Annotated in this window: 20 protein-coding genes and 1 pseudogene; 7 read left to right on the top strand and 14 right to left on the bottom strand. The window is 71.3% G+C overall.

Going from position 1 to position 20,726, the window contains the following annotated elements; genetic code table 11:
- Window positions 1-30: 30 nt before the first annotated feature.
- Together ABD437_RS23645 and ABD437_RS23640 are read right to left on the bottom strand one after the other, a co-directional pair.
- On the bottom strand, window positions 31-675 hold the full coding sequence (locus ABD437_RS23645) for a response regulator (protein ID WP_344651098.1): 645 nt from the start codon (window positions 673-675) through the stop codon (window positions 31-33).
- Window positions 627-1,946, bottom strand: a complete 1,320-nt coding sequence (locus tag ABD437_RS23640; protein ID WP_344651097.1) for a sensor histidine kinase — start codon at window positions 1,944-1,946, stop codon at window positions 627-629. The genes ABD437_RS23645 and ABD437_RS23640 overlap by 49 nt, the downstream gene beginning before the upstream one ends.
- A gap of 129 nt (window positions 1,947-2,075) precedes the next feature.
- On the opposite strand from ABD437_RS23640, the gene ABD437_RS23635 reads away from it, so the two are divergent.
- From ABD437_RS23635 to ABD437_RS43075, 6 genes and pseudogenes are all read left to right on the top strand, one after another.
- Entirely contained in the window at window positions 2,076-3,095 is a 1,020-nt protein-coding gene (locus tag ABD437_RS23635; protein WP_344651096.1) for a fatty acid desaturase family protein, read from the top strand.
- A gap of 52 nt (window positions 3,096-3,147) precedes the next feature.
- Window positions 3,148-3,561, top strand: coding sequence for a TOBE domain-containing protein (locus ABD437_RS23630; RefSeq protein WP_344651095.1), 414 nt, complete (start codon window positions 3,148-3,150; stop codon window positions 3,559-3,561).
- A gap of 18 nt (window positions 3,562-3,579) precedes the next feature.
- Window positions 3,580-4,368, top strand: a complete 789-nt coding sequence (modA, locus tag ABD437_RS23625) for a molybdate ABC transporter substrate-binding protein (protein WP_344651094.1) — start codon at window positions 3,580-3,582, stop codon at window positions 4,366-4,368.
- Window positions 4,365-5,153 carry an ABC transporter permease gene (locus ABD437_RS23620; RefSeq protein ID WP_344651093.1) on the top strand — a complete coding sequence of 263 codons (789 nt, stop codon included), beginning with the start codon at window positions 4,365-4,367 and terminating at the stop codon, window positions 5,151-5,153. The genes modA and ABD437_RS23620 overlap by 4 nt, the downstream gene beginning before the upstream one ends.
- 50 nt (window positions 5,154-5,203) lie before the next feature.
- A pseudogene (locus tag ABD437_RS43080) lies at window positions 5,204-5,608 on the top strand (ABC transporter ATP-binding protein); the annotation flags it as partial.
- A 120-nt stretch (window positions 5,609-5,728) separates the two neighbouring features.
- A complete protein-coding gene (locus ABD437_RS43075) occupies window positions 5,729-6,190 on the top strand; it encodes a TOBE domain-containing protein (RefSeq protein ID WP_425558227.1) in 462 nt (153 codons plus the stop codon).
- A 53-nt stretch (window positions 6,191-6,243) separates the two neighbouring features.
- Here the strand turns inward: ABD437_RS43075 and ABD437_RS23610 are convergent, their stop codons facing one another.
- The 3 genes from ABD437_RS23610 to ABD437_RS23600 form a co-directional block, all read right to left on the bottom strand.
- Complete coding sequence (locus ABD437_RS23610; protein ID WP_344651091.1) at window positions 6,244-7,329, bottom strand: TauD/TfdA family dioxygenase; 1,086 nt, start codon at window positions 7,327-7,329, stop codon at window positions 6,244-6,246.
- A 61-nt stretch (window positions 7,330-7,390) separates the two neighbouring features.
- Window positions 7,391-7,777, bottom strand: coding sequence for a nuclear transport factor 2 family protein (locus tag ABD437_RS23605; protein ID WP_344651090.1), 387 nt, complete (start codon window positions 7,775-7,777; stop codon window positions 7,391-7,393).
- Window positions 7,765-8,217, bottom strand: a complete 453-nt coding sequence (locus ABD437_RS23600) for a VOC family protein (protein WP_344651089.1) — start codon at window positions 8,215-8,217, stop codon at window positions 7,765-7,767. Before ABD437_RS23600 ends, ABD437_RS23605 begins: the two co-directional genes overlap by 13 nt.
- A gap of 258 nt (window positions 8,218-8,475) precedes the next feature.
- Between ABD437_RS23600 and ABD437_RS23595 the strand changes: the two genes are divergently transcribed.
- Complete coding sequence (locus ABD437_RS23595; protein WP_344651088.1) at window positions 8,476-9,504, top strand: aldo/keto reductase; 1,029 nt, start codon at window positions 8,476-8,478, stop codon at window positions 9,502-9,504.
- Window positions 9,505-9,520: 16 nt separating this feature from the next.
- On the opposite strand, the gene ABD437_RS23590 is transcribed toward ABD437_RS23595, so the two are convergent.
- The 9 genes from ABD437_RS23590 to ABD437_RS23550 form a co-directional block, all read right to left on the bottom strand.
- A complete protein-coding gene (locus ABD437_RS23590; protein WP_344651087.1) occupies window positions 9,521-10,816 on the bottom strand; it encodes a xylulokinase in 1,296 nt (431 codons plus the stop codon).
- The gene (locus tag ABD437_RS23585; RefSeq protein WP_344651086.1) at window positions 10,813-12,426 is read right to left on the bottom strand and encodes an amidase; all 1,614 of its coding nucleotides are present in this window, start codon (window positions 12,424-12,426) and stop codon (window positions 10,813-10,815) included. The genes ABD437_RS23590 and ABD437_RS23585 overlap by 4 nt, the downstream gene beginning before the upstream one ends.
- Window positions 12,427-12,547: 121 nt before the next feature.
- Window positions 12,548-13,459 carry an ABC transporter permease gene (locus tag ABD437_RS23580; RefSeq protein WP_344651085.1) on the bottom strand — a complete coding sequence of 304 codons (912 nt, stop codon included), beginning with the start codon at window positions 13,457-13,459 and terminating at the stop codon, window positions 12,548-12,550.
- Window positions 13,456-14,619: an ABC transporter permease gene (locus ABD437_RS23575; protein WP_344651084.1), complete on the bottom strand. Its 1,164-nt coding sequence runs from the start codon at window positions 14,617-14,619 to the stop codon at window positions 13,456-13,458. The genes ABD437_RS23580 and ABD437_RS23575 overlap by 4 nt, the downstream gene beginning before the upstream one ends.
- Window positions 14,616-16,226, bottom strand: a complete 1,611-nt coding sequence (locus ABD437_RS23570; RefSeq protein ID WP_344651083.1) for an ABC transporter ATP-binding protein — start codon at window positions 16,224-16,226, stop codon at window positions 14,616-14,618. The genes ABD437_RS23575 and ABD437_RS23570 overlap by 4 nt, the downstream gene beginning before the upstream one ends.
- Before the next feature lies 1 nt (window position 16,227).
- Window positions 16,228-17,304 carry a BMP family ABC transporter substrate-binding protein gene (locus tag ABD437_RS23565; protein WP_344651082.1) on the bottom strand — a complete coding sequence of 359 codons (1,077 nt, stop codon included), beginning with the start codon at window positions 17,302-17,304 and terminating at the stop codon, window positions 16,228-16,230.
- Between the two features lie 70 nt (window positions 17,305-17,374).
- The gene (locus ABD437_RS23560) at window positions 17,375-18,016 is read right to left on the bottom strand and encodes a flavin reductase family protein (RefSeq protein ID WP_344651081.1); all 642 of its coding nucleotides are present in this window, start codon (window positions 18,014-18,016) and stop codon (window positions 17,375-17,377) included.
- Complete coding sequence (locus ABD437_RS23555; RefSeq protein ID WP_344651080.1) at window positions 18,007-19,464, bottom strand: amidohydrolase family protein; 1,458 nt, start codon at window positions 19,462-19,464, stop codon at window positions 18,007-18,009. The genes ABD437_RS23560 and ABD437_RS23555 overlap by 10 nt, the downstream gene beginning before the upstream one ends.
- A complete protein-coding gene (locus ABD437_RS23550) occupies window positions 19,461-20,480 on the bottom strand; it encodes an alcohol dehydrogenase catalytic domain-containing protein (RefSeq protein ID WP_344651079.1) in 1,020 nt (339 codons plus the stop codon). The genes ABD437_RS23555 and ABD437_RS23550 overlap by 4 nt, the downstream gene beginning before the upstream one ends.
- Between the last annotated feature and the right edge of the window lie 246 nt (window positions 20,481-20,726).

The following is a 20,726-nucleotide window of genomic DNA, read 5'->3' as shown; positions in this document are numbered from 1 at the left end:
CCGTTTGTTCGGCTTCTCCGGCTCCGGTGATCAGCCGTGCAGGTAGGCCAGCACGGCGAGCACACGCCGGTTGTCGTCCTCCGACGGCGGCAGACCGAGCTTGCCGAAGATGCTGCTGGTGTGTTTCCCGACCGCCTTCTCGGTGACGTGCAGCCGCCCGGCGATCGCCGCGTTGGAGCGGCCCTCGGCCATCAGGCCCAGCACCTCACGCTCACGCGGGGTGAGCCGGCCCAGCGGCTCGTCGGCCACGTGCCTGGCCAGCAGGCGCGACACCACCTCGGGGTCCATCGCCGTGCCGCCGGCCGCGACCGTGCGCACCGAGTCGACGAACTGGCCCACGTGCGAAACCCGGTCCTTGAGCAGGTAACCGACGCCCCCGGCGCGATCGGACAGCAGCTCACGGGCGTACAGCTGCTCGACGTGCTGGGACAGGACCAGCACCGGCAACCCCGGAATCTCCGCCCGGGCCCGGAGCGCGGCCCGTAACCCCTCGTCAGTGAACGTCGGCGGCAACCGGACGTCGATCACCGCGACGTCGGGGCGATGCGTGGTCAGTGCCCGCAGCAGCGACGGCGCGTTGTCCACCGCCTCGACGACGTCGAAGTTGTACGCGGTGAGCAGCCGGATCAGGCCGTCCCGGAGGAGCGCGAGGTCTTCGGCGAGGACAACACGCACGGAATCTCCAGCAGGACGACGGTCGGTCCACCCGGTGGGCTGTTCAACGCTAGCGTGCCGTCCAACGCCGACAACCGGCGTTCGACCCCGCGGAGCCCGGTTCCCGCGCCGATCGACGCACCGCCGCGACCGTCGTCGGTGACCGTCAGGCGCAGGTGCGTGCCGGTGCTCCGCAGCTCGATCCGGGCCGTGGTCGCCCCGCTGTGCCTCGCCACGTTCGTCAGCACCTCGGAGGCCGCGAAGTAGAGCGCCGACTCCACCGGAGCTGCCGGCCGGCCGGGAAGCTCCACGGTGCACTCCACCGCGATCGGCAACGCCATCGCCAGTGCGCGGACCGCTCCGTCCAGCCCGCGTTCGGCGAGGACCGGCGGATGGATCCCGGCCACCAGATCCCGTAGCTCCGACAGCGCCAGCACGCTCGACTGCCGGGCCTCGACCAGCAACGCTCTGGCCGCGTCGGGGTCCCGGCCGATCAGGTCCTCGGCCATCCCGATGCTCAGGCTCAGCGAGACGAGGCGAGCCTGGGCGCCGTCGTGCAGGTCACGCTCGATGCGTCGCAGCTCGGCCGCCTGGGCGTCGACGGTCTCGGTCCGCGTCCGGGTCAGCTGGGTGACCCGGGAGGCCAGCTCGCTCCCGCGGGTGGGTGCCAGCAGCAGCCGGCCGCACCTCGCGTGCGCCCACAGCGCCCACGGGGCGATCAGCAGCCCGATCACCACGAGCAGGACCCCTTCGGCCACGGCGACGGCCACGTCCCGGGCGGAATCGATCGGCCAGACCGTGCCGAAGCCGTAGCCGTTCGGCAGCACGTCGAGCAGCCAGAGCACCTGCGGGACGACGATGCCCTCGACGCCGGCCGCCACCGCGACGGCGGGCAGCAGCCCCAGCACCAGGCCGACCGGCACCTCGGCCAGCAGCCAGAGCAGGTCACGCCAGGTGGCCGGGTCCGACAGCAGCCACCGGACCCGCTGCCAGGCCCGGCGCGGCGCGGACCCGGAGTAGACCGGCGAAGGCCGGTACGGCGATGTGATCGGCAGGCCGGCCCACTCGGCCGCGAACCGCCGGTGCAGCGTGGCCAGGCTCCTGATCGCGACGACCACCAGCGGCAGGAGGACGAACCCGATCCCCAGCGCGAGGAACGCCGACGACAGCACGAACACGACGAACAGCGGCAGGCCGAGCGCCAGCCCCAGCACCGGGAACGCGAGGCCGCGGACCACCGCGACACCGCCGCGCCGGATACCCGAGCGGAGATCGTCGCCGAACTCGCCCACGTGTCCTCCGCCGATCGTCGGGACCTCGATTGTGAGCCACGCCGACGCCCGCGCCGAGGGGTTTAGGCCTACCCCCGCGGGGGTGCTGGGACCAGTGCCACGGCGCCGACCGGGTTCGAGGATCGAACCATGACCACGACGGACGTACCAGCCACCGGCACCGACTTCGCACAGCTGTCCCGCCGGATCACCGCAGCCGGGCTCCTCGACCGACGGCCCGGGTACTACGCCGTCCGGACGGGTCTGCTCCTCGTCCTGGCGCTGGGCGCCGCGGCGGCGTACGTCTCGCTCGGCGACTCCTGGGCGCAGCTGTGGGTGGCCGTCGTCGTCGCGGTCCTCTCCGCGCAGCTGGGCCTGCTCGCCCACGACCTCGCGCACCGGCAGGTGTTCCGCACCGCGCGGGCCAGCGGCATCGCCGGCCGGATCGTCGGCAACCTGGGTATCGGCATGGGCTACGGCTGGTGGAGCGACAAGCACACCCGCCACCACGCGAACCCCAACCACGCCGAACTCGACCCGGACGTCGCCCCCGACCTGCTGGTCTGGTCGGAGGAGCAGGCCCGGGGCGCCCGCGGCGCGGCCCGTCTGGTCGGCCGGTGGCAGGCGTTCCTGTTCTTCCCGCTGCTCACCCTCGAGGGCGTCAACCTGCACGTGGCGAGCATCCTCGCACTGCGGAGGCCGACGATGCGCCACCGCGCGCTGGAGGGCGTCCTCCTGCTGGCGCACTTCGTCGGCTACGTCGCCGCGCTGCTGCTGGTGCTCTCCCCCGCGCGTGCGCTGGCCTTCGCCGCGGTGCACCACGCCGTGCTCGGCGTCTACCTCGGCTGCACGTTCGCCCCGAACCACAAGGGCATGCCCGAACCCGCCGAGGAGCACCGGCGCGACTTCCTCCGCCGGCAGGTCCTCACGTCCCGGAACGTCCGCGGCGGGCGGGTGCTGGACGCCGCGCTGGGTGGCCTCAACTACCAGATCGAGCACCACCTCTTCCCGAGCATGCCGACCGCGAACCTGCGCCTGGCCCGGCCGATCGTCCGCGCGTACTGCGCCGAGATCGGGGTGCCCTACGGCGAGAGCGGGTTGATCGACTCGTACGCCCAGGCACTGCGCCACATGCACCGCATCGGGGCACCGCTGCGCACGGGGAAGTAGCTGCGGCTGTTTACCGCTGTCTGATCCGCAGATGCGGTGCTAGCGTGACGCGGTGCCCACCTACCGGATCAGCGAAGCCGCCGCTCTCCTCGGCGTGAGCGACGACACCGTCCGCCGCTGGGCCGACGCCGGGAAGCTGCCCACCGTGCGCGAGCCCGGGTCCCGGATCGCGATCGACGGGCGTGACCTCGCCGCGTTCGCGGCCGACATCGCGGCCGACCGGCCGGCCGGGTTCGACGCCCCCATCGTCGCCGAGTCGGCACGCAACCGCTTCACCGGCCTCGTCACCCGGGTGGTGCGCGACGGGGTGATGGCCCAGGTCGAGATCCAGGCCGGTCCGCACCGGGTGGTCTCGCTGATGAGCCGCGAGTCCGCCGACGAGCTCGGGCTCGAGCCCGGTGTCCTCGCGGTGGCCGCGGTCAAGTCCACGAACGTCGTCGTCGAAGTCCCCCGCCACCCCGCCTAGTACCTCCCGGAGGCTCTCGTGCGCCGACCCGCTCTTCTCACCGCGGCCGTGGCCGCGGCCGCGGTGCTGCTCGCCGGCTGCGGCGACAGCAGTAGCGACACCGCCGGCGGCTCGAGCTCGGCGTCGGCGAGCGCCGACGACCTGAAGGGCACCGTGACGGTGTTCGCGGCCGCGTCACTGACCGAGTCGTTCACCACGCTCGGCCGGCAGTTCGAGCAGGCCCACCCGGGCGTCACGGTGAAGTTCAACTTCGCGGCGAGCTCGGCGCTGGCCGAGAGCATCGGGCAGGGCGCGCCGGCCGACGTGTTCGCGTCCGCGAGCACGAAGACCATGGACGGCGTCGACGCCGCCGTGGACGCGAAGGACTTCGCGCAGAACACGATGGAGATCGCGGTACCGCCGGACAACCCCGGTAAGGTCGCCGCGCTCGCCGACCTGGCCAAACCCGGTCTGAAGATCGCGCTCTGCCAGGAGCAGGTGCCGTGCGGCGCCACCGCGAAGAAGGTGCTCGACAAAGCCGAGATCACGGTCACGCCGAAGACGCTCGGCGCGGACGTGAAGTCGGTGCTCACCACCGTGTCGCTCGGTGAGGTCGACGCCGGCATCGTCTACCGGACCGACGTGCGGGCCGCCGGTGACAAGGTCAAGGGCATCGAGATCCCGGCCGACCGGAACGCCTCCACCGCGTACCCGATCGCCACGCTGAAGGACGCCCCGAACGCCGACGGCGCGACGGCGTTCGTCGACTACGTCCTCTCCGCCGACGGCACGAAGGTCCTCGAAGCCGCCGGCTTCACCGCTCCGTGAGCCGACGCACGGGAGCGCCGGCTCCGCTCGCGGTGCCGGCGCTCGTCGCGGTCGTGTTCCTCGCGTTGCCGCTCGTGGGCCTGCTCGTGCGGGCGCCGTGGGCGACGCTGCCGCACCTGCTGGGTGACCCGCTGGTGCGTGAGGCGCTCCGGCTCTCGGTCGTCAGCGCGCTGCTCGCCACCGCGATCTCGCTGGTGTTCGGGGTGCCGCTGGCGTGGGTGCTGGCCCGCACCGAGTTCCCCGGCAAGGCGCTGGTGCGTGCGCTGGTGACCGTGCCGCTGGTGCTGCCCCCGGTCGTCGGCGGGGTGGCGTTGCTGCTCGCGTTCGGCCGCCGCGGCATCGTCGGGCGCTACCTCGACCAGTGGTTCGACTACACGATCCCGTTCACCACGACGGCCGTGGTGCTGGCCGAGACGTTCGTCGCGATGCCGTTCCTGATCCTCACCGTGGAGGGCGCGCTGCGTGCCGCCGACCGCCGCTTCGAGGAGGCCAGCGCGAGCCTCGGCGCCGGTCGGCTGACCACGTTCCGGCGGATCACGCTGCCGCTGGTCGCGCCGTCGGTGCTGGCCGGTGCGGTGCTGTGCTGGGCCCGCGCGCTCGGCGAGTTCGGCGCCACGATCACGTTCGCCGGCAACTACCCCGGCACCACCCAGACGATGCCGCTCGCGGTCTACCTGGCCTTGGAGAGCGATCCGGACGCGGCGATCGCGCTCTCGCTCGTGCTGCTCGTCGTCTCGATCCTGATCCTGGTGGCGCTGCGCGACCGGGTGGTGCGTTCGGCATGACCCTCGACGCGCGGATCCGGGTCGACCGGGGATCGTTCTCGCTCGACGTGTCGCTCACCGCCACCCCCGGGCAGGTGCTCGGGGTGATCGGGCCGAACGGCGCCGGCAAGACCACGCTGCTGCGCGCGCTGGCCGGGCTGACCCCGCTGACCGACGGGCGGATCGAGCTCGACAGGCAGCGGCTGGACTCCCGGCCCGCGGAAGAGCGCAAGGTCGGCGTCGTCTTCCAGGACTATCTGCTGTTCCCGCACCTGTCGGCGCTGGAGAACGTCGCGTACGGGCTCCGGGTGCGCGGTGTCCGCAAGGCCGAGGCCCGGAGCACCGCGCACGAGTGGCTCGAGCGGTTCGGCCTGGCCGAGCACGCCGGGAAACGCCCGGGCCGGCTCTCCGGCGGGCAGGCCCAGCGGGTGGCGCTGGCGCGCGCCCTCGCGATCGACCCGGACCTGCTGCTGCTCGACGAGCCGCTGTCCGCGCTCGACGCGGGCACCCGGCTGCGGCTGCGAACCGACCTGCGCACGCACCTGACGTCCTACCGCGGGCCGTCGCTGGTGATCACGCACGACCCGATCGAGGCGATGATCCTGGCCGACCGGCTGGTCGTGCTCGAAGGCGGCCGGATCGTGCAGGAGGGGTCGGCCGGCGACGTGACCAGGCGGCCGGCGACCGACTACGTCGCGCGTCTCGTCGGGCTGAACCTGTACCGCGGTACCGCCGCGGACGGGCACGTGACGCTGGAGACCGGCGGCGTCTTCACGATCACCGACCGGGCGCTGTCCGGCCCCGTGCACGTGGCCGTGCGCCCCTCTGAGATCGCGCTGTACCGCTCGGAGCCGACCGCCGGTAGCCCGAGGAACACCTGGCGCGGACGGATCGTCGGCGTGGAGGCGTGGGGCGACCGGGTGCGGGTGGCGGTCGACGGCGAACCGTCCACGCTCGTCGACCTGACTCCCGACGCCGTGGCCGACCTCGACCTTGCCGCCGGCCACACCGTCTGGCTCACCGCCAAGGCGTCGTCGGTCACCGCCTACCCGGCCTGAAAAAAACACCCCCGACCAGGGGGTGTACCTGGTCGGGGGGTGAAGCGGAGGGGTCAGAGACCCCAGTCCATCCGCGGAACGACAGCGGTCTTGACCGAGAACTGGCCGACGTCCTCGACGCCGGAGGTGTCCTCGCGGTCCTCCTCGCGGGCCTTCACGACGTGCTTGCCGAACTTGTCGACGAGCGGCCGGTCGCTCTCGCGCTTGAGCCAGAGACGCAGCAGGTGACGCTTGCGGCCGTACTGCGGCCAGTCGGTGAACGCGGTCCGCGAATGCAGTGCGGCGTAGTTCGAGACCCACTGGATGTCACCGGGCTGGAAGTCCATGTCCAGCGCCATGCCCGGCTCGTAGGTGATCTCGTCGAACAGCTTGATGACCTCGATCTGCTGCTCGGTCAGGCGCGGCACCTCGGGGTAGTCCTGCGCGGTGAAGATGTACGTCGAACCGGCGTACATGCTGAACACGCCGTCCTTGATGCTGACGATCGGCGACGTGTACGTCTTCTCCGGTGCGTCGTGGTCCTGCTTGTACCAGTCGAAGTAGAACGGCTCGTGCAGCAGCGGGGCCAGGTCGGGGCGCCGGGACAGGATCTCGTTGTAGATCTGCGCACCGGAGACCAGGCTGGACGCGCCACCCTCCTTGGCCGGGCGAAGGCAGAACAGCGCCACCGCGTCCGAGCTGTCGGAGTGGAACACGAGCTTGTCGGCGACCCGCGAGGACAGCGCGGACGGGTCGTCCATCGTCTTCGTCGAGGTGGCGATGACGTGGTCGATCAGGTCGGCCATCTCGTTCTGCTTCATCGGCACGCCGAGGTGCAGGCCGGTGAGGTAGAAGATCGCGCCGGACAGCGCGTCGGAGTAGAGCTCGGTCTTCAGACCGCGGATGAGCACGAAACCGCGGCCGCGGTCCATGTCGTTGGCCCAGGTCTTGACGGCCTCGGCGCAGACCGGCAGCGGGTAGTCCGCCTTGGTGACGGTGCGCAGGTCCGGGTCGTCCTCGACGAACTTGCGGCCGACGGTCTCGAGCTCGGCGATCTCGGCGTCGCTCAGCTGGTAGATCCAGGTCTTGTTGTCCTGGAGCTGGTCGCCCCGCCAGGCCGCCGGTCCGGTGACCGGGGACAGGTCCGTGGTGACGGTCATCGTGGTGTCTCCCTAAGGAATGGAACTGCGGCCCAGCCGGACGTCGCCGGCGACTCGGGCATCACTGCTCTAGCTGTCGCTGGACGGTGGTGCCGTCCCAGTAGTCGCGCCGGTGCGCGATCAAGCCCTCTTCGGCGCGGAACCAGAACATTCCGCGGACATCCACCGGCTTGCCGTGGATCCGGAACGTCATCCGGTACCCGACGGCCGCGCGGTCGTCGTCGACGAGCAGGTCTTCGACGTCGTAATGCAGGTTCTCGAACTCGGCCAGGAAACCGCCGAGGCGCTCCCGGTAGGCGGTGCGGCCGGTCAGGCTGCGAGCGGCCGCGGACGTGTGCTCGTTGTGGAAATCCTCGGTCACACACGCCGCGACCGCGTCGGCGTCACCGGCGTTGAGCGCGGCCAGGTAACGCTCGACGACCGCCCGGGTCTCGTTCAGCTGCCCCACTTTTCGCGGATCGTCGAGAAGACGCGCTGGTTGTGCGAGATCTCGATGACGTTGCCGTCGGGGTCCTTCAGCGCGCAGACGTAGCCGACGACGCCGCCGATGTCCTGGGGCTCCCAGTGCAGGTTGCCCATCTCGCGGGCCTTGGCGGCGATCGCGTCGACGTCCTCGCGGTTCGGCACCTCGATGCCGATGTGCGCGAACGGCGTGAGCTGGCCGTACTGACCGCCGTGGTCCTTGTTGAAGTCCACCAGGACGAGCACGAACGGGCTGTCGACCTGCTTGTCGTTGGACAGCCACGCGCTCTGGCCGGCGTCGTCGGAGAAGCGCTCCAGCACGACCAGGGGCGTCAGCGAGGTGTAGAACTCGATGGACTTGTCGAGGTCGCCGGACGGCAGCGCGACATGCGTCCACCGTGCCTGCGTCAGCTTCGTGTCCGCCACGGGGGTACTCCTCTTCGATTCAGCCCTGGCACAGCGCTCTGGCGTTGGGAACTACCGTACTGAGGCGCGCGACGTCACTGAATGTGCCGGGGAGACAAAGAAGTACCGGACACTCTGCCCCCGCGAAACATGAGACTTCGTCGCGGTCTGTGCGAAGGTTGCGGCGTATCGGTTTGCGCGTGGTTCCCAGCGCCTAATGGGGCCGGCCTCTCGTGTGCCGGCTCCGGTACGCGGGGGCGCTCCCAGAGAGGATGTTCCTTGCGTACGCAACTACTCGGCCGGACCGGCATCCGCGTGACCCCGCTCGCATTGGGCACCATGATGTTCGGCGCCTGGGGCAACAAGGACCACGACGAGTGCGTCCGGATCACCCACGCGGCTCTCGACGCCGGCATCAACTTCCTCGACGCGGCCGACGTCTACGCGTTCGGCGAGACCGAGGAGATCGTCGGCAAGGCGATCAAGGGCCGGCGGGACGACATCGTGCTGGCCACGAAGTTCTGCGAGCCGCTCGGCCCGGGCCCGGTGAACCGCTCCGGCGGCAGCCGCCGCTGGATCGTGCGCGCGGTGGAGGACTCGCTGCGCCGTCTCGGCACCGACTACATCGACCTGTACCAGTTCCACCGGCCCGACCCGGACACCGACATCGAGGAGACGCTGAGCGCGCTCACCGACCTCGTCCGGTCGGGCAAGGTGCGGGCGATCGGCACGTCGAACTTCCCCGGCGGCGACCTGGTCGAGGCGCAGTGGGCCGCCGAGCGGCGCGGCTTCGAGCGTTTCCGCACCGAGCAGCTGGCCTACTCGATCTTCGACCGGCACGCCGAGTACGACGCGCTGCCGACGGCCGAGCGTCACGGGCTGGGCGTGATGGTGTTCAGCCCGCTCAACGGCGGCTGGCTCACCGGTAAGTACCGGCCCGGCTCGGAGGCTCCGGAGGGCTCGCGGGCGTACACCAACGGCGACCACTTCGACTTCAAGGCCGCCGAGGTGCGCGAGGCGAAGCTCTCGCGGATCGAGCCGCTGGAGGACATCGCCAAGGACGCCGGCGTGACGCTGGTCGAGCTGGCGCTCGGGTTCGTGCTGTCGCACCGGGCCGTGTCGGCGGCGATCATCGGGCCGCGCACCATGGAGCAGCTGGAGTCGCAGCTCGGCGCGGCCGACGTGATGCTCTCCGACGACATCCTCGACCGGATCGACGCGGTCGTGGAGCCGGGCGTCAACCTGCACCAGGCCGGCGCCGGCGACCGCCCCCGGTCGCTCACCGACGCGGCCTACCGCCGCCGCTGACCACCGACCACGAGGGCTACTTGCGCGACTCGGAGGCTGAGCCCAGCTCCAGGAAACGCTGGTAGCCCTCGTGGTAGGCCTGCTGCGGCTCGGGGTCGACGATCGTCACCTCGGGGCGGGGCCACTGGTGGGTGCCGCAGGCGCCGGGGCCCGGCCACCAGCCCACCCCGGCACCGGCCGACAGCGCCGAACCGTACGCGGCGAGGTCGGTCTCCTCGGGCACCTCCACCGGCACCTCGAGCACCGAGGCCTTGATCAGGTTCCAGAGCGGGCTGCGCGCCGGGTTGCCCGCCGTGACCAGCGTCGTCAGCGTGAACCCTCCGGCCGCCAGCCCTTCGGCGACGTGCGCCAGCCCGTACGCGGTCGCCTCGAGCACCGCGCGGGCCAGCTGCGGCCGGCCGGCGTCCGACCCGAGACCGACGATCTCGGCGCGCAGCTGGCGGTTCCACCGCGGCGCACGCGCACCCTCCAGGTACGGCAGCACGAGGACGCCGTCCGCGCCGGCCGGCACGGTCGCGGCCAGATCGATCAGCTCCGGGATGCCGCACCCGGTGATCGTGCGGAGCCACTCGAGCATCAGCCCGTGGCCGCTCACCGGCCCACCGAGGATGTCCAGGCCGGACAGCGCGCTGGTGAGCGCGTACATGCCGGGCAGCCGCACCCCCTCGGGCACCACGACCGCCATGCCGCCGGTGCGACCGCCGGGGTCCATACCGCGCCCGGGCCGGTCCAGCGCACCGGCCCAGAACGCCAGGTACGCGTCCTGCGCCCCGGCCACGAGCGGGATCCCGGCCGGTAGCCCGTGGCTGCCGTCGGTGCGTCCGATCGCGACGCCGGTGGTGACCACCGGACCGTAGCCGGGCAGCTCCGGGTCGCCGGGCCAGCGCGACTGGACGCGCTCGGCGCCGAGCCGCGCGCTGAGCCAGTCGTAGACCTGCAGTGGCTCGATGTCGCCACCGGACTCGTCGCTCAGCACCGACAGCTGCGCCGCGTGCTGCTCGGCCGGTGTGCCGGTGGCGCCGGCCGGGTGGCGGTACGTCACGGCCAGGCCGCCGTTCGCCGGCACCGTGGTGGGGCTCTGACCGCCGAGGCTGATCGCCGCGCACGGCCGGTCGGACGGCAGCTCGGCGAGGACGGACTCGAGCGCGGTGGTGACCCCGGAGAGCCAGCCGGCCGGGTCGGCATGCCCCGCCGGCCACCCGACCGCTCCCGGGTACGGCGCGTAGGCCCGTGCGACGACCTCGCCGTCGGGGCCGAGCGCGAGCGCACGCGCCGAGTCGCTGCCGAGGTGCAGCCCCACTACCACCGTCACCGGGCTCTCCACTCGTCGTGCCAGCCCGTGCGGCGCTGGTAGGCGTCGCCCGCGCGCAGAACCAGTGCCTCGTCGAACGGAGCGCCGATCAGCTGGAGGCCGAGCGGCACGCGGTCCGCGGTGAAGCCCATCGGCACCGAGAGCGCCGGGTTCCCCACAACGTTCCAGTAGGGCGCGTAGACCGCGAAGAACTCACCGGACTCGAACATCCGGTCGAGGCGGTCGTACGGGGTCGCCGCGATCGACGCGGTCGGCGTCACGACGAGATCGACGACGTCGAACAGGGCCGCCACCGCGTCCTGCCCGGCCCGGCGGACGCGCTGCGCCTGGACGTAGTCCACGGCGGTGAACGCCTCGGCGAGCCCGATCGTCGCGAGCGTGTTGGCGAAGAAGTCGCCGCCGCGGGTGGCGAAGTCCGCGCGGTGCCAGGTCAGGGCCTCGCTCAGCGTCAGCACGATCGAGGCGGCGGCCAGCTCCGGGTAGAGCGGCAGCGTGACGTCGACGAGGTCGGCGCCGAGCGCGGTCAGCTCGTCGAGCGCGGCGGCGAACACGCCGGCCAACGCGGGGTCGGCGACCGCACCGCCGACCCGGTCGAGCCGGTCGACGCCGATGCGGACGCCGGTCAGGTCACCGGTGAGGGCATCGGTGTAGCGCGGGACCGGCGCTTCGGACGTGGTGGGGTCGGCCGGGTCGGGGCCGGCGATCACCGAGAGCAGGAGCGCACAGTCGCGTGCGGTGGTGGCCATCGGGCCGATGTGGTCGGTGGACCAGCCCATCGGCATCCCACCGGCGCGGGAGACGCGTCCATAGGTGGGTTTGAGGCCGGTGGTGCCGCAGAACGCCGACGGCATCCGGATGCTGCCGCCCGAGTCGGTGCCGAGCGCGCCGAGGAACGCGCCGGCGACCAGGCCGGACGCGCTGCCCGCGCTCGACCCACCGGTCCAGCGGGCGGTGTCCCAGGGGTTGCGCGGCACCGGCAGCGGCTTGGTGTGGTCGGGCGAGCCGACGCCGTACTCCGACGTGAGCGTCTTGCCGACGACGATGCCGCCGGCCGCGCGGAGCCGCGCCACCGCGGTGGCGTCGCGCCGGTCGTCCGGCGGCGGTACCAGGCTGCCGGCCGACGTCGGGCCGTCCACCGTCGTGAGCAGGTCCTTGACGCCGAGCGGGAGGCCGGCGAGCGGGCCGGGGTCGGTCCCGGCGGCCAGCGCCTCGTCGACGCGCTGCGCGGCCTCGCGTGCGCGGTCGGCGAAGCGCGAGTGGAAGAGGCCGAGTTCCGCGTCGGTCTTGTCGGCGGCGGCCAGGGCGGCGTCGACGAGTTCGATGCTGCGTACGCTCCCCCGCCGGAGCGCGGCCGCGGCCCCGCTGAGCGTCCGCACGTCGTCGCCCGGCGCGGCGGCGGGCGGGACGGGCGTGGCCGGGGCGTCGACCGGGCCGGTGGTGCCGGCCGGGTCCAGGCGGGTGGCCAGGTCGCGGACCGCGGTGGGGCGCGTGGGTGACGCCGGCGCGGCGGAGAAAACCGCCGCCGGTTCGGTGGAGCGCGGAACGGGTGCGGCGTGCAGCCGCTCCGCGAGCTCCCGTGCCGCCGCCACGGCACCCTCGTCGAGCGCCATCAGAACACCACCTGACCGAGCCGGGGCACCGCTCCACGGCGGCGACCCGACGTACGGGTCGGATACTGCCGAGCCTCCGCGCCGGCTGCGGCCGGGCGCGGGGCCGACGCGGAGGTCGGCATCAGGTGATCCCGCGGACGAACGGCTTGCCGAGAGCACGCGGCTCGCGGCTCTTGCTGGCGAACAACATCATGGCCAGCAGCGCCATCAGGTACGGCGCGGCGACCAGCAGCTGCGAGTTGAGCTCGAACCCGAGCGCGGGCAGCGCCAGGCGCAGCGCGTCGGCGAAACCGAACACCAGGCAGCCGATCATCGTGCCCTTCAGACGCCAGGCGCCGAAGATCACCGCGGCGATGACGATGAAGCCGCGACCCGCGGTCATGTTCATGTTGAACGAACCGACCTCGGCGGTGGCCAGGTACGCGCCGCCCAGCCCCGACAGCAGACCGGCGTAGAGCAGCGCCTGGCGACGGAGCTTGTTCACCTTCAGGCCGGTGACGTCCGCGGCCTGCGGGTTGTCGGCGATGGCCCGGAGGTTGAGCCCCCACCGGCTGCGCTCGACCAGCCACCACGTCAGCGGAATGATCAACAACAGCAGGTACATCGGCCAGCGTTGCTCGAACAGCGGCCCGATGATCGGGATGTCACGCAGCCCCGGGATGCTCAGCTGCGCGACCTGGTTGCTGTCGAACTCCGAGATCGCGATCAGGAAGCTCGTGAGGCCGAGCACGAACGCGTTCAGCACCAGGCCGACGACGAACGTGTTGATCTGGATGCGGTGCGACAGGTTGCCGTGGACGAAGCCCACGACCAGGCCGACGATCGCGCCGGCGAGCAGGCCGGTGGTGGCGCTGCCGGTGGCGCTGGCCACCGCGACCGAGCCGAACGCCCCGCCGAGCATCATGCCCTCGACCGAGATGTTCTGCGTGCCGGCCCGCTCGGCCAGGTACTCGCCGCAGGCGGCGAACGCCAGCGGCGCGGTGAGCCGCAGGGAACTGGCGACGATCGTCGTGATTTCGTCGGTGCCGATCACGCGGTCACCTTCTCGGGCTCGGTGGGCGTGGAGGGGACGGGCTCGGCGGGCGGCGGCGTGGCCTCAGCCCGGCCACGCGACTTCACCTTCGCCAGCACCGGCGGCACCACGAACGCGAGCACCAGCAGCGCCTGGACGATGTCGACCAGGTAGTTGGGCACACCGGTCGACGCCAGGAAGCTCGACCCGGAGCGGAACGCGCCGAACAGCAGCGCGACCGGCACGGCCGCGAGCGGACGGCTGCGGGCGATCAGGGCGACCAGCAGGCCGTCCCACCCGAAGTTGTTCGACAGCGCCGGCTGCAGGCGGAAGACCTGACCGGACAGGATGACCGCGCCGGCCAGCCCGGCGAACGCGCCGGAGAGCGCCAGCGCCATGCCGCCGGCGAACGGCGCCCGGACACCCGCGTGGCGCGCGGCCATCGGGTTGAGGCCGAGCATGTTCAGCCGGAAACCCCACCGGCTGCGGGCGAGCAGCACGGCCAGCACGATCGTCAGGATGATCGAGAGGACCAGCCCGCCGCCGATCTCCAGCGCCGGGTACTCGCCGAAGCCGGGGATGCGCACGGACGGCGGCAGCTGCGCCGACTCCGAGGACGCGATGCTGTCCGCGCTGGCGCGGGGCGCCTGCAGCAGCCACGGCACGGTGACCGCGAAGCTGACGACCTGGATCGCCAGGAACGACATCAGCAGCGTGCTGACGACGATGTTGACGTTGCGGCCGTAGTGCATGACCGCGCTCGCGCCGGACCACAGACCACCGGCGATCGCACCCGCCAGCAGGCTCAGGATCATCACCAGCGTGCCCGGCAGCGCGAGGTGCAGCGCCACGTAGGCGGCCACGGCCGCGCCGAGCAGCACCTGGCCTTCCTGGCCGATGTTGAACACGCCGGCCCGGTTGCTGATGCACGCGCCGAGCGCCACCAGCAGCAGCGGCGTCGCGGCCTTGAGCGTCTCGCTCCACGCCGCGGTGTCGGCGATGCTGCCGGTGTAGAGGGCGTCGAGCGCGTCGCCGGGTGAGCCGCCGGTGGCCGAGACCAGGACCATCGAGGCCACCACGGCCACCGCGATCGCGGCGATCGTGATCAGCGTGACCTGCACGCCGTACCCGCTCGGCCGCATCAGCTCGGCGACGTTGGGGAACTTCCGTTTCTCGCTCATGCCGCCTCGCCTCCGACCAGCATGCCCAGCCGCTCGGCCGTCGCCTCGTGGATGTCGAGCACGCCGACCGTCCGGCCGGAGGAGATCACGGCGACCCGCGACGCGAGCGCCATCACCTCTTCCAACTCGGTCGTGATCAGCAGTACCGCGACTCCGCGGGCGGCCGCGGCGCGCAGCCGCTCGTACATGTCTTCGATCGCACCGACGTCGAGACCGTGGGTGGGCTGGGCCGCGACCAGCACGCTCGGGTCGGTGGACAGTTCCCGGGCCAGGACGACCCGCTGCTGGTTACCGCCGGACAGGTTGCGCAGAGGCGTGTCCATCGACGGCGTCGAGATGTTGAACTGCTCGATCAGCCGGGCGGCGATCTTGCGCGCTTCCCGTCGTTTGAGCAGGAACCGGCCGCTGACCCGGCCGAGGTCGGTCATCACCAGGTTGTCGAGCACCGACATGTCCAGGACGACGCCGGAGCGGTGCCGGTCCTCGGGCACGACGCCGACGCCGGCCTTGTGCAGTGCACCGACCTTGTTCATCGGCACCTCGGCGCCGTTGACCGCGACCGTGCCCGACGTCGGTTCCAGCAGGCCGGACATCACGTCGCCGAGCGTCGCCTGGCCGTTGCCCTCGACGCCGTAGAGCGCGAGGATCTCGCCCGGCGACACGGTGAGGGCGAAGTTGTCGAGCAGCGTGCGCCCGTCCAGCCCCTTCACCACGACGTCGGTCAGCGCTAACGCCGGGGTCTTCGACTCCGGCACCGGGGCGACGACGGGCGTCTCCTCGGCGGCGGCCTGGATCTCCTCCGGCGTGGTGTCCTCGCTGATCAGACCGAGCGCAGCGCCCTCGGAGTGCAGCGAGACCTCGCGGCCGACCATCTGCTTGGCCAGCTCGCGGGGGTTCGTGGCGGAGGTGCGGCAGCGGAACGCCACCGACCCCTTGCGCAGCACCGTCACCTGGTCGGTCGCGGCCATGATCTCGGCCAGCTTGTGGCTGATCAGGATGACCGCGCGGTTCTCCCGGTTGACGACGTCGCGGAGGACCTCGAAGAGCTCCTGCGACTCCGCCATCGTGAGCACCGAGGTGGGCTCGTCGAGGATCAGCACCTCCGGGTCACGCCGGAGGCACTTGATGATCTCGACCCGCTGACGCTCGCCCGCGGACAGGTCCTCGACCCGCGCGGTCGGCGAGATCGGCAGCCCGTAGCGGGAGCCGACGTCCTTGATCTGGTCGCAGATCTCGTCGCGCTTGATGCGCCCCGGTTCACCGAGGCTGACGTTCTCCCAGACGGTGAGCGGCTCGATCAGGCTGAAGTGCTGGTGCACCATGCCCATGCCGAGCGTGACCGCCGCCTGCGGGGTGGGGATCTCAACTTCTTTGCCGTGGCGGAGGACGGTTCCCTCGTCCCGCTGCACGAGGCCGAGGAGCACCTTCATGAGCGTGGACTTGCCGGCGCCGTTTTCCCCCAGGAGGCCGTGGATCTCACCGCTGTGCACGGCGAGATCCACGGCGTCACAGGCGACGACCGGACCGTAACACTTCGTCACACCACGGAGCTCGAGCGCCGGCGCCTCGAGGGTGCGCGGTGCGGCGTCAGTCTGGCCGTCGGTCACGTCAGGCTCCGAGCTTCGCGACCTGAGCGTCGACGTCGACCTTGCCGTCGCCGATGTTCTTGATGAACGTCTCGAGGGCGGTGTTCTGCGCGGCGGTGCCACCACAGATCTTCACGGTCGGGACCGGGTCCTTGCCGATGTGCCACTCGCGGGCGACGCCCATCTTCAGCTCGCCGTCGGAGAACTTCTGCAGGGCCGCGGCGAAGTACTCTCCCGGGTCGAAGATCGAGGAGACCTGGAACTTCGGCGACGTCGAGGCGCACCGGTCGGTGCCGGGCGTCGACAGGATGAGGTTCTTCGTGTTGCCGAACTTCGCGACCTCGTCGGTGGCACCACCCAGGTACGGGTAGAGCGCGCCGACACCCTGGCTGACCTGCGCCTGGGCGGCTTCCTTGGCCTTGCCGGAGTCGTTGAAGTCACCGGTGTAGGTGGTCACCAGGGTGGCGTCCGGGACGACCTCCTTGATGCCGGCCTTGAACGCCTTGGCGGCCTGCACGGAGAAGTCGGCCTCCGGGCCGGTCACGTAACCGGCCTTCTTGATGTTCTTCTCCTTCATCAGCAGACCGTTCGCGTACCCGGTCGCGTAGACGACCTCGTTGATGAAGTCACGCGAGATCGTGATCTTCGGCGTCTGCTTGATGTCCGCGGACGACGGGACGTACCACGAGCTCTTGGCGCAGACCGACTCCTCGGACGCCGGGATGGCGTCCTTGAGCTCGGCGGCACCGAGGGCGACCAGGTCGACCTTCTGGCGGCACAGGTTGCGGGCCTGGTTCAGCGCGTCGGCCGGGTTGACCGAGCCGACCTTGATCAGCTGCCAGCCCTTGGACTTGGTGAACTCCTCGGCCTTGGCCACGAAGCTCTCGTAGTAACCGTTGTCGTTCAGGTCACCCGGGCTGAGCACGCCGACGATGACCTTGCCGTCGCCGTTGACGTCCGGACCGGCCGCGCTGCTTCCCGCGGACGCGGAGCTCGAGGTCTCAGCCGTGTCGTCGCCCGGGCTCGTGCAAGCCGCGAGCGAGACAGCGATACATGCCGCGGCAGCCGCGACACGAACCGCACGAGTGTTCAGTCTCATTGGAGTCCTTCCGAGGACGTGGAGCCTTGCTGTTCGGTACCGAGGGGGGTTGACCGGCAGCATTGACGGGTCATGCCGAATACGCGATGCGTTCCTGTTCGAAGAGAGCCTCACCGGCGGCTGCGACGAACCATGGAAAGCCCATGCGGCCGACCGGGGAGACCTTAGTGGGGTCGATCCGATTAGGACCGGCCAGGATGGCCTCGTCCGCGACGATACAAACCACTTCGGCGAGGACGATATGGACACCGGAGAAGCATGACGTGGGGTCTCCACGGTCAATTACCTCTACGACGCGGCATTCCATGTGTGCAGGGCTCGCGGCAAGTGACGGCGGTGCTACCACCTGCGACGGAATGGTGTCCCAACCGATCAACTCGGCTTCATTGACACCGTTTGGAAACTCTTTGGCGGCAGTTTCGATATGGGCCGCCAGCGCGGTGCTGGTGAGGTTGACGACGAACTCCCCGGAATGCTGGAGATTGACCCAGGTGTCCTTGGGTTCCGGGGTGGCCTCGCGCACGGTGCCGATCGTGACGGCGATGGTCGGCGGCTCACCGCAGACCGGCATGAAGTAGCTGAACGGCGCCACGTTGAGGTTGCCGTCGACGTCCGTGGTCGTGATCATCGCGATCGGTCGCGGCACGACGAGCTGGGAGATCATTCCCTGCTTCTGCGCCCCGGTCAGGCCGTCCAGGTTGATTACGGGCATTGGACCTCTCCTGTCTGCCCGGCGGCGCGGTGCTCGGCTTCGGGCGCGGCCGGCCCTCCCGAAGCTGCCTCGAGGTCGGCCGCGGCGATCCGCGGCCAGCGGCGGAACGGGGTGATCCCGGTACGCCGGAGCAGGTGGTGCGAGTTCTCCTTCGCGCAGGCCCGGAGGTCGTCGTAGTCGACCAGCTGCAACTGCTGGTCGCGGACGACGACGGTGCCGTCGACGAGCACGTCACGCACGGTGTGGCTCGGCATGCCCCACACCAGCTGGAGCGCCTCGTCGCCGCGCGGCGTCCAGACCGGGTCGGTCGTGTCGTAGACGACGACGTCGGCGGCCTTGCCGACCTCGATCGAGCCGATCTCGTGGTCGAGCCCGATCGCGCGGGCGCCGTCGATCGTGGCCAGCGCGAGCGCCTCGTGGGCGTGCACGGGGTCAGTATCACCCCGGTCGAGCGAAAGCCCGGCGAAAAGCATCGCGGCACGCAGGATGTCGGGTACGTCGTTCGCGTTGTGCGAGTCGCAGCCCAGCGCGATGCGGCCGCCGCGACGGATGATGTCGACGTGCCGGTTGGCCCGGGTGAAGCCCTGGCCGAGGCGGAGGTAGGCCCCCGGGCTGGACGCCACCGCGGTGTCGGTCTCGACGATCGCGTCGACCTCGTCGTCGTCGAGCCAGACCGCGTGGCCGAGCAGCAGGCGCGGGCCGAGCACGCCCAGCTTGTGCAGGTGGACGACCGGCCGGTTGCCGGACCGCTGCGCGTACCCGGGGATGTCGTTCTCCCCCGGCGAGATGTGCCAGGTCATCCGGGTGTCGAGCCGCTCGGCGAGCTCGGCGGCGCCCTGGAACAGCGCGTCGGACACCAGGTCGTGGCCGAGCAGCGTGATCCACGCGCTGACCCGGTCGGTGGTGCCGAGCTCGCGGACGATCTCCTCCTGCTGGGCGAGGACCTCGGCCGCCGGTGCCGCGAACGGGAGCCCTTCGGTGTCCCAGCCCCAGCCGTTCAGGCGAGCGCGGATACCGGTCTTGCGGAGGCCGGCCGCCACGCGCAGCGGGTGCGCGACCGTGCCGGGCTCGATGATCGTCGTGACGCCACGGCGCAGCGACTCGGCCGCGGTCAGCATCGCCGAGATCTCGTCGTCGCCACCGGTGTGCGCGTTGTGCAGCGGCACGGCCCAGTTGAAGATCGCGTCCTGGGCGCCGATGTCGTCCGGGATGCCGCTGCGGGTCAGCGGGTCGGCGGTGGTGTGCTGGTGGGCGTTGACCATGCCGGGGGCCACGACACAGCCGGTGGCGTCCAGTTCGTCCGCGCCGGGGTGACGCAGGCGCATCTCCTCGGCGGTGCCCAGGGCCGCGATGCGTCCGTCGACGACCGCGATCGTGGCGCCGGTGAGCACCTCGCGGCCGGGGGCCATCGTGACGACGTCGCCGCCGACGATCAACAGGGCAGTCACGGGGTCACCAGTACCTTTCCGACCGTGGTGCGGTCAGTGAGCACGTCGAACGCCTCGGAGAGCCGCTCGAGCGGCAGCACGGCGGCGATCGGGGCGGACAGCTTGCCGGCCCAGAACGCGCCCAGCGCCCGCTGGAAGTCCGCCGGGGTGTAGGCACCTGAACCGAGCAGCGAGAGCTCACGGTGATACGCACCGGTGAGCCCGAACGTCACCTCGTCCCCACTCGTCTGCCCCATGAATACGAGACGACCGCGGACTCCCAGGGCGCTCAACGAGAGCGGCCAGGTTGCCGGGCCGACGTGGTCGAGCACGACGTCCGCGCCCCGGCCGCCGGTGAGCTCGCGCACGTAGGCGACCGGATCCGCGTCGAGCGGAACGCAGTGTTCGACGCCGAGCGCGCGCACCGCGTCGAGCTTGGCCTGGCTGCCGGCGACCGCGACGACCCGGGCGCCGGCGTCGGTGGCCAGCTGGACCGCGGCGATGCTGACCGCGCTGGCCGCGGCCTGGATCAGGATCGTCTCGCCGGCGGCGAGCCGGCCGACCGGGAACAGCGCGTGGTAGGCGGTGGACCAGGAGGACGGGAGCGCGGCCGCGGTGGTCAGCTCGACCTCGTCGGGCACCGGGTGCGTCTGCCCCGCCTTGACCGCGACGTACTCGGCGTAGCCACCGGGCCGGTTGCCACCGGTCACCCGGACGTCGCCGCAGTAGCCGAATTCGCCGGCCGCGCAGAACGTGCACTCACCGCAGCCCAGCACCGGGTCGACGACGACCCGGCTGCCGACGGCCAGGTCGGAGACGGCCGAGCCGACCTCGACAACCGTGCCGGCGATGTCCATCCCGGGCACGTGCGGCAGCGTGAAGCTCGGGAGCAGTGCCGGGCCCTGGCGCTGCAACAGGTCCATTCGATTGACCGCGCACGCGGCGACCCGGATCAGCGCCTCGTCCGCGGCGATCGTCGGCACCGGGACGTCCCGCGCGGTCACGACCTCGGGGCCGCCGAAACCGGTCTGCACCATCGCCCGCACTGGCGTCCCTCCTCGTCGTGTTTCGTCATCATTGCCATCTCACATCGCGAGGTGGCGATTCGCATTGCACAACAGCAATGTCGGAACCATGCCCTCCCGGCCAAGCCCTGTCAACGAGTGAACGGCATCTCAGGGCCTGGTAACCCAGACTTTTCCAGCGGCGGGCTCTGAGCACGAAAACCCGGCGGCAACCATGTGCTCAGAGCGTCTTGCGCGGAGGAAACGCCCGAGTGACCA

It is taken from the genome of Cryptosporangium japonicum (assembly GCF_039524755.1).
In the GTDB taxonomy this organism is placed as follows: Bacteria; Actinomycetota; Actinomycetes; order Mycobacteriales; family Cryptosporangiaceae; genus Cryptosporangium; species Cryptosporangium japonicum.
The sequence above is the reverse complement of the archived record's forward strand: the minus strand, read 5'-3'. Positions and strand labels throughout refer to the sequence as shown.

Bases quoted from the DNA above. Each gene is read 5' to 3' on its own strand.
- ABD437_RS23635 (WP_344651096.1), top strand. From the start codon at position 2,076: ATGACCACGACGGACGTACCAGCCACCGGCACCGACTTCGCACAGCTG.
- ABD437_RS43075 (WP_425558227.1), top strand. From the start codon at position 5,729: ATGATCCTGGCCGACCGGCTGGTCGTGCTCGAAGGCGGCCGGATCGTG.
- ABD437_RS23610 (WP_344651091.1), bottom strand. From the start codon at position 7,329: ATGACCGTCACCACGGACCTGTCCCCGGTCACCGGACCGGCGGCCTGG.
- ABD437_RS23585 (WP_344651086.1), bottom strand. From the start codon at position 12,426: ATGGCGCTCGACGAGGGTGCCGTGGCGGCGGCACGGGAGCTCGCGGAG.
- ABD437_RS23575 (WP_344651084.1), bottom strand. From the start codon at position 14,619: ATGAGCGAGAAACGGAAGTTCCCCAACGTCGCCGAGCTGATGCGGCCG.
- ABD437_RS23565 (WP_344651082.1), bottom strand. From the start codon at position 17,304: ATGAGACTGAACACTCGTGCGGTTCGTGTCGCGGCTGCCGCGGCATGT.
- ABD437_RS23560 (WP_344651081.1), bottom strand. From the start codon at position 18,016: ATGCCCGTAATCAACCTGGACGGCCTGACCGGGGCGCAGAAGCAGGGA.
- ABD437_RS23550 (WP_344651079.1), bottom strand. From the start codon at position 20,480: ATGGTGCAGACCGGTTTCGGCGGCCCCGAGGTCGTGACCGCGCGGGAC.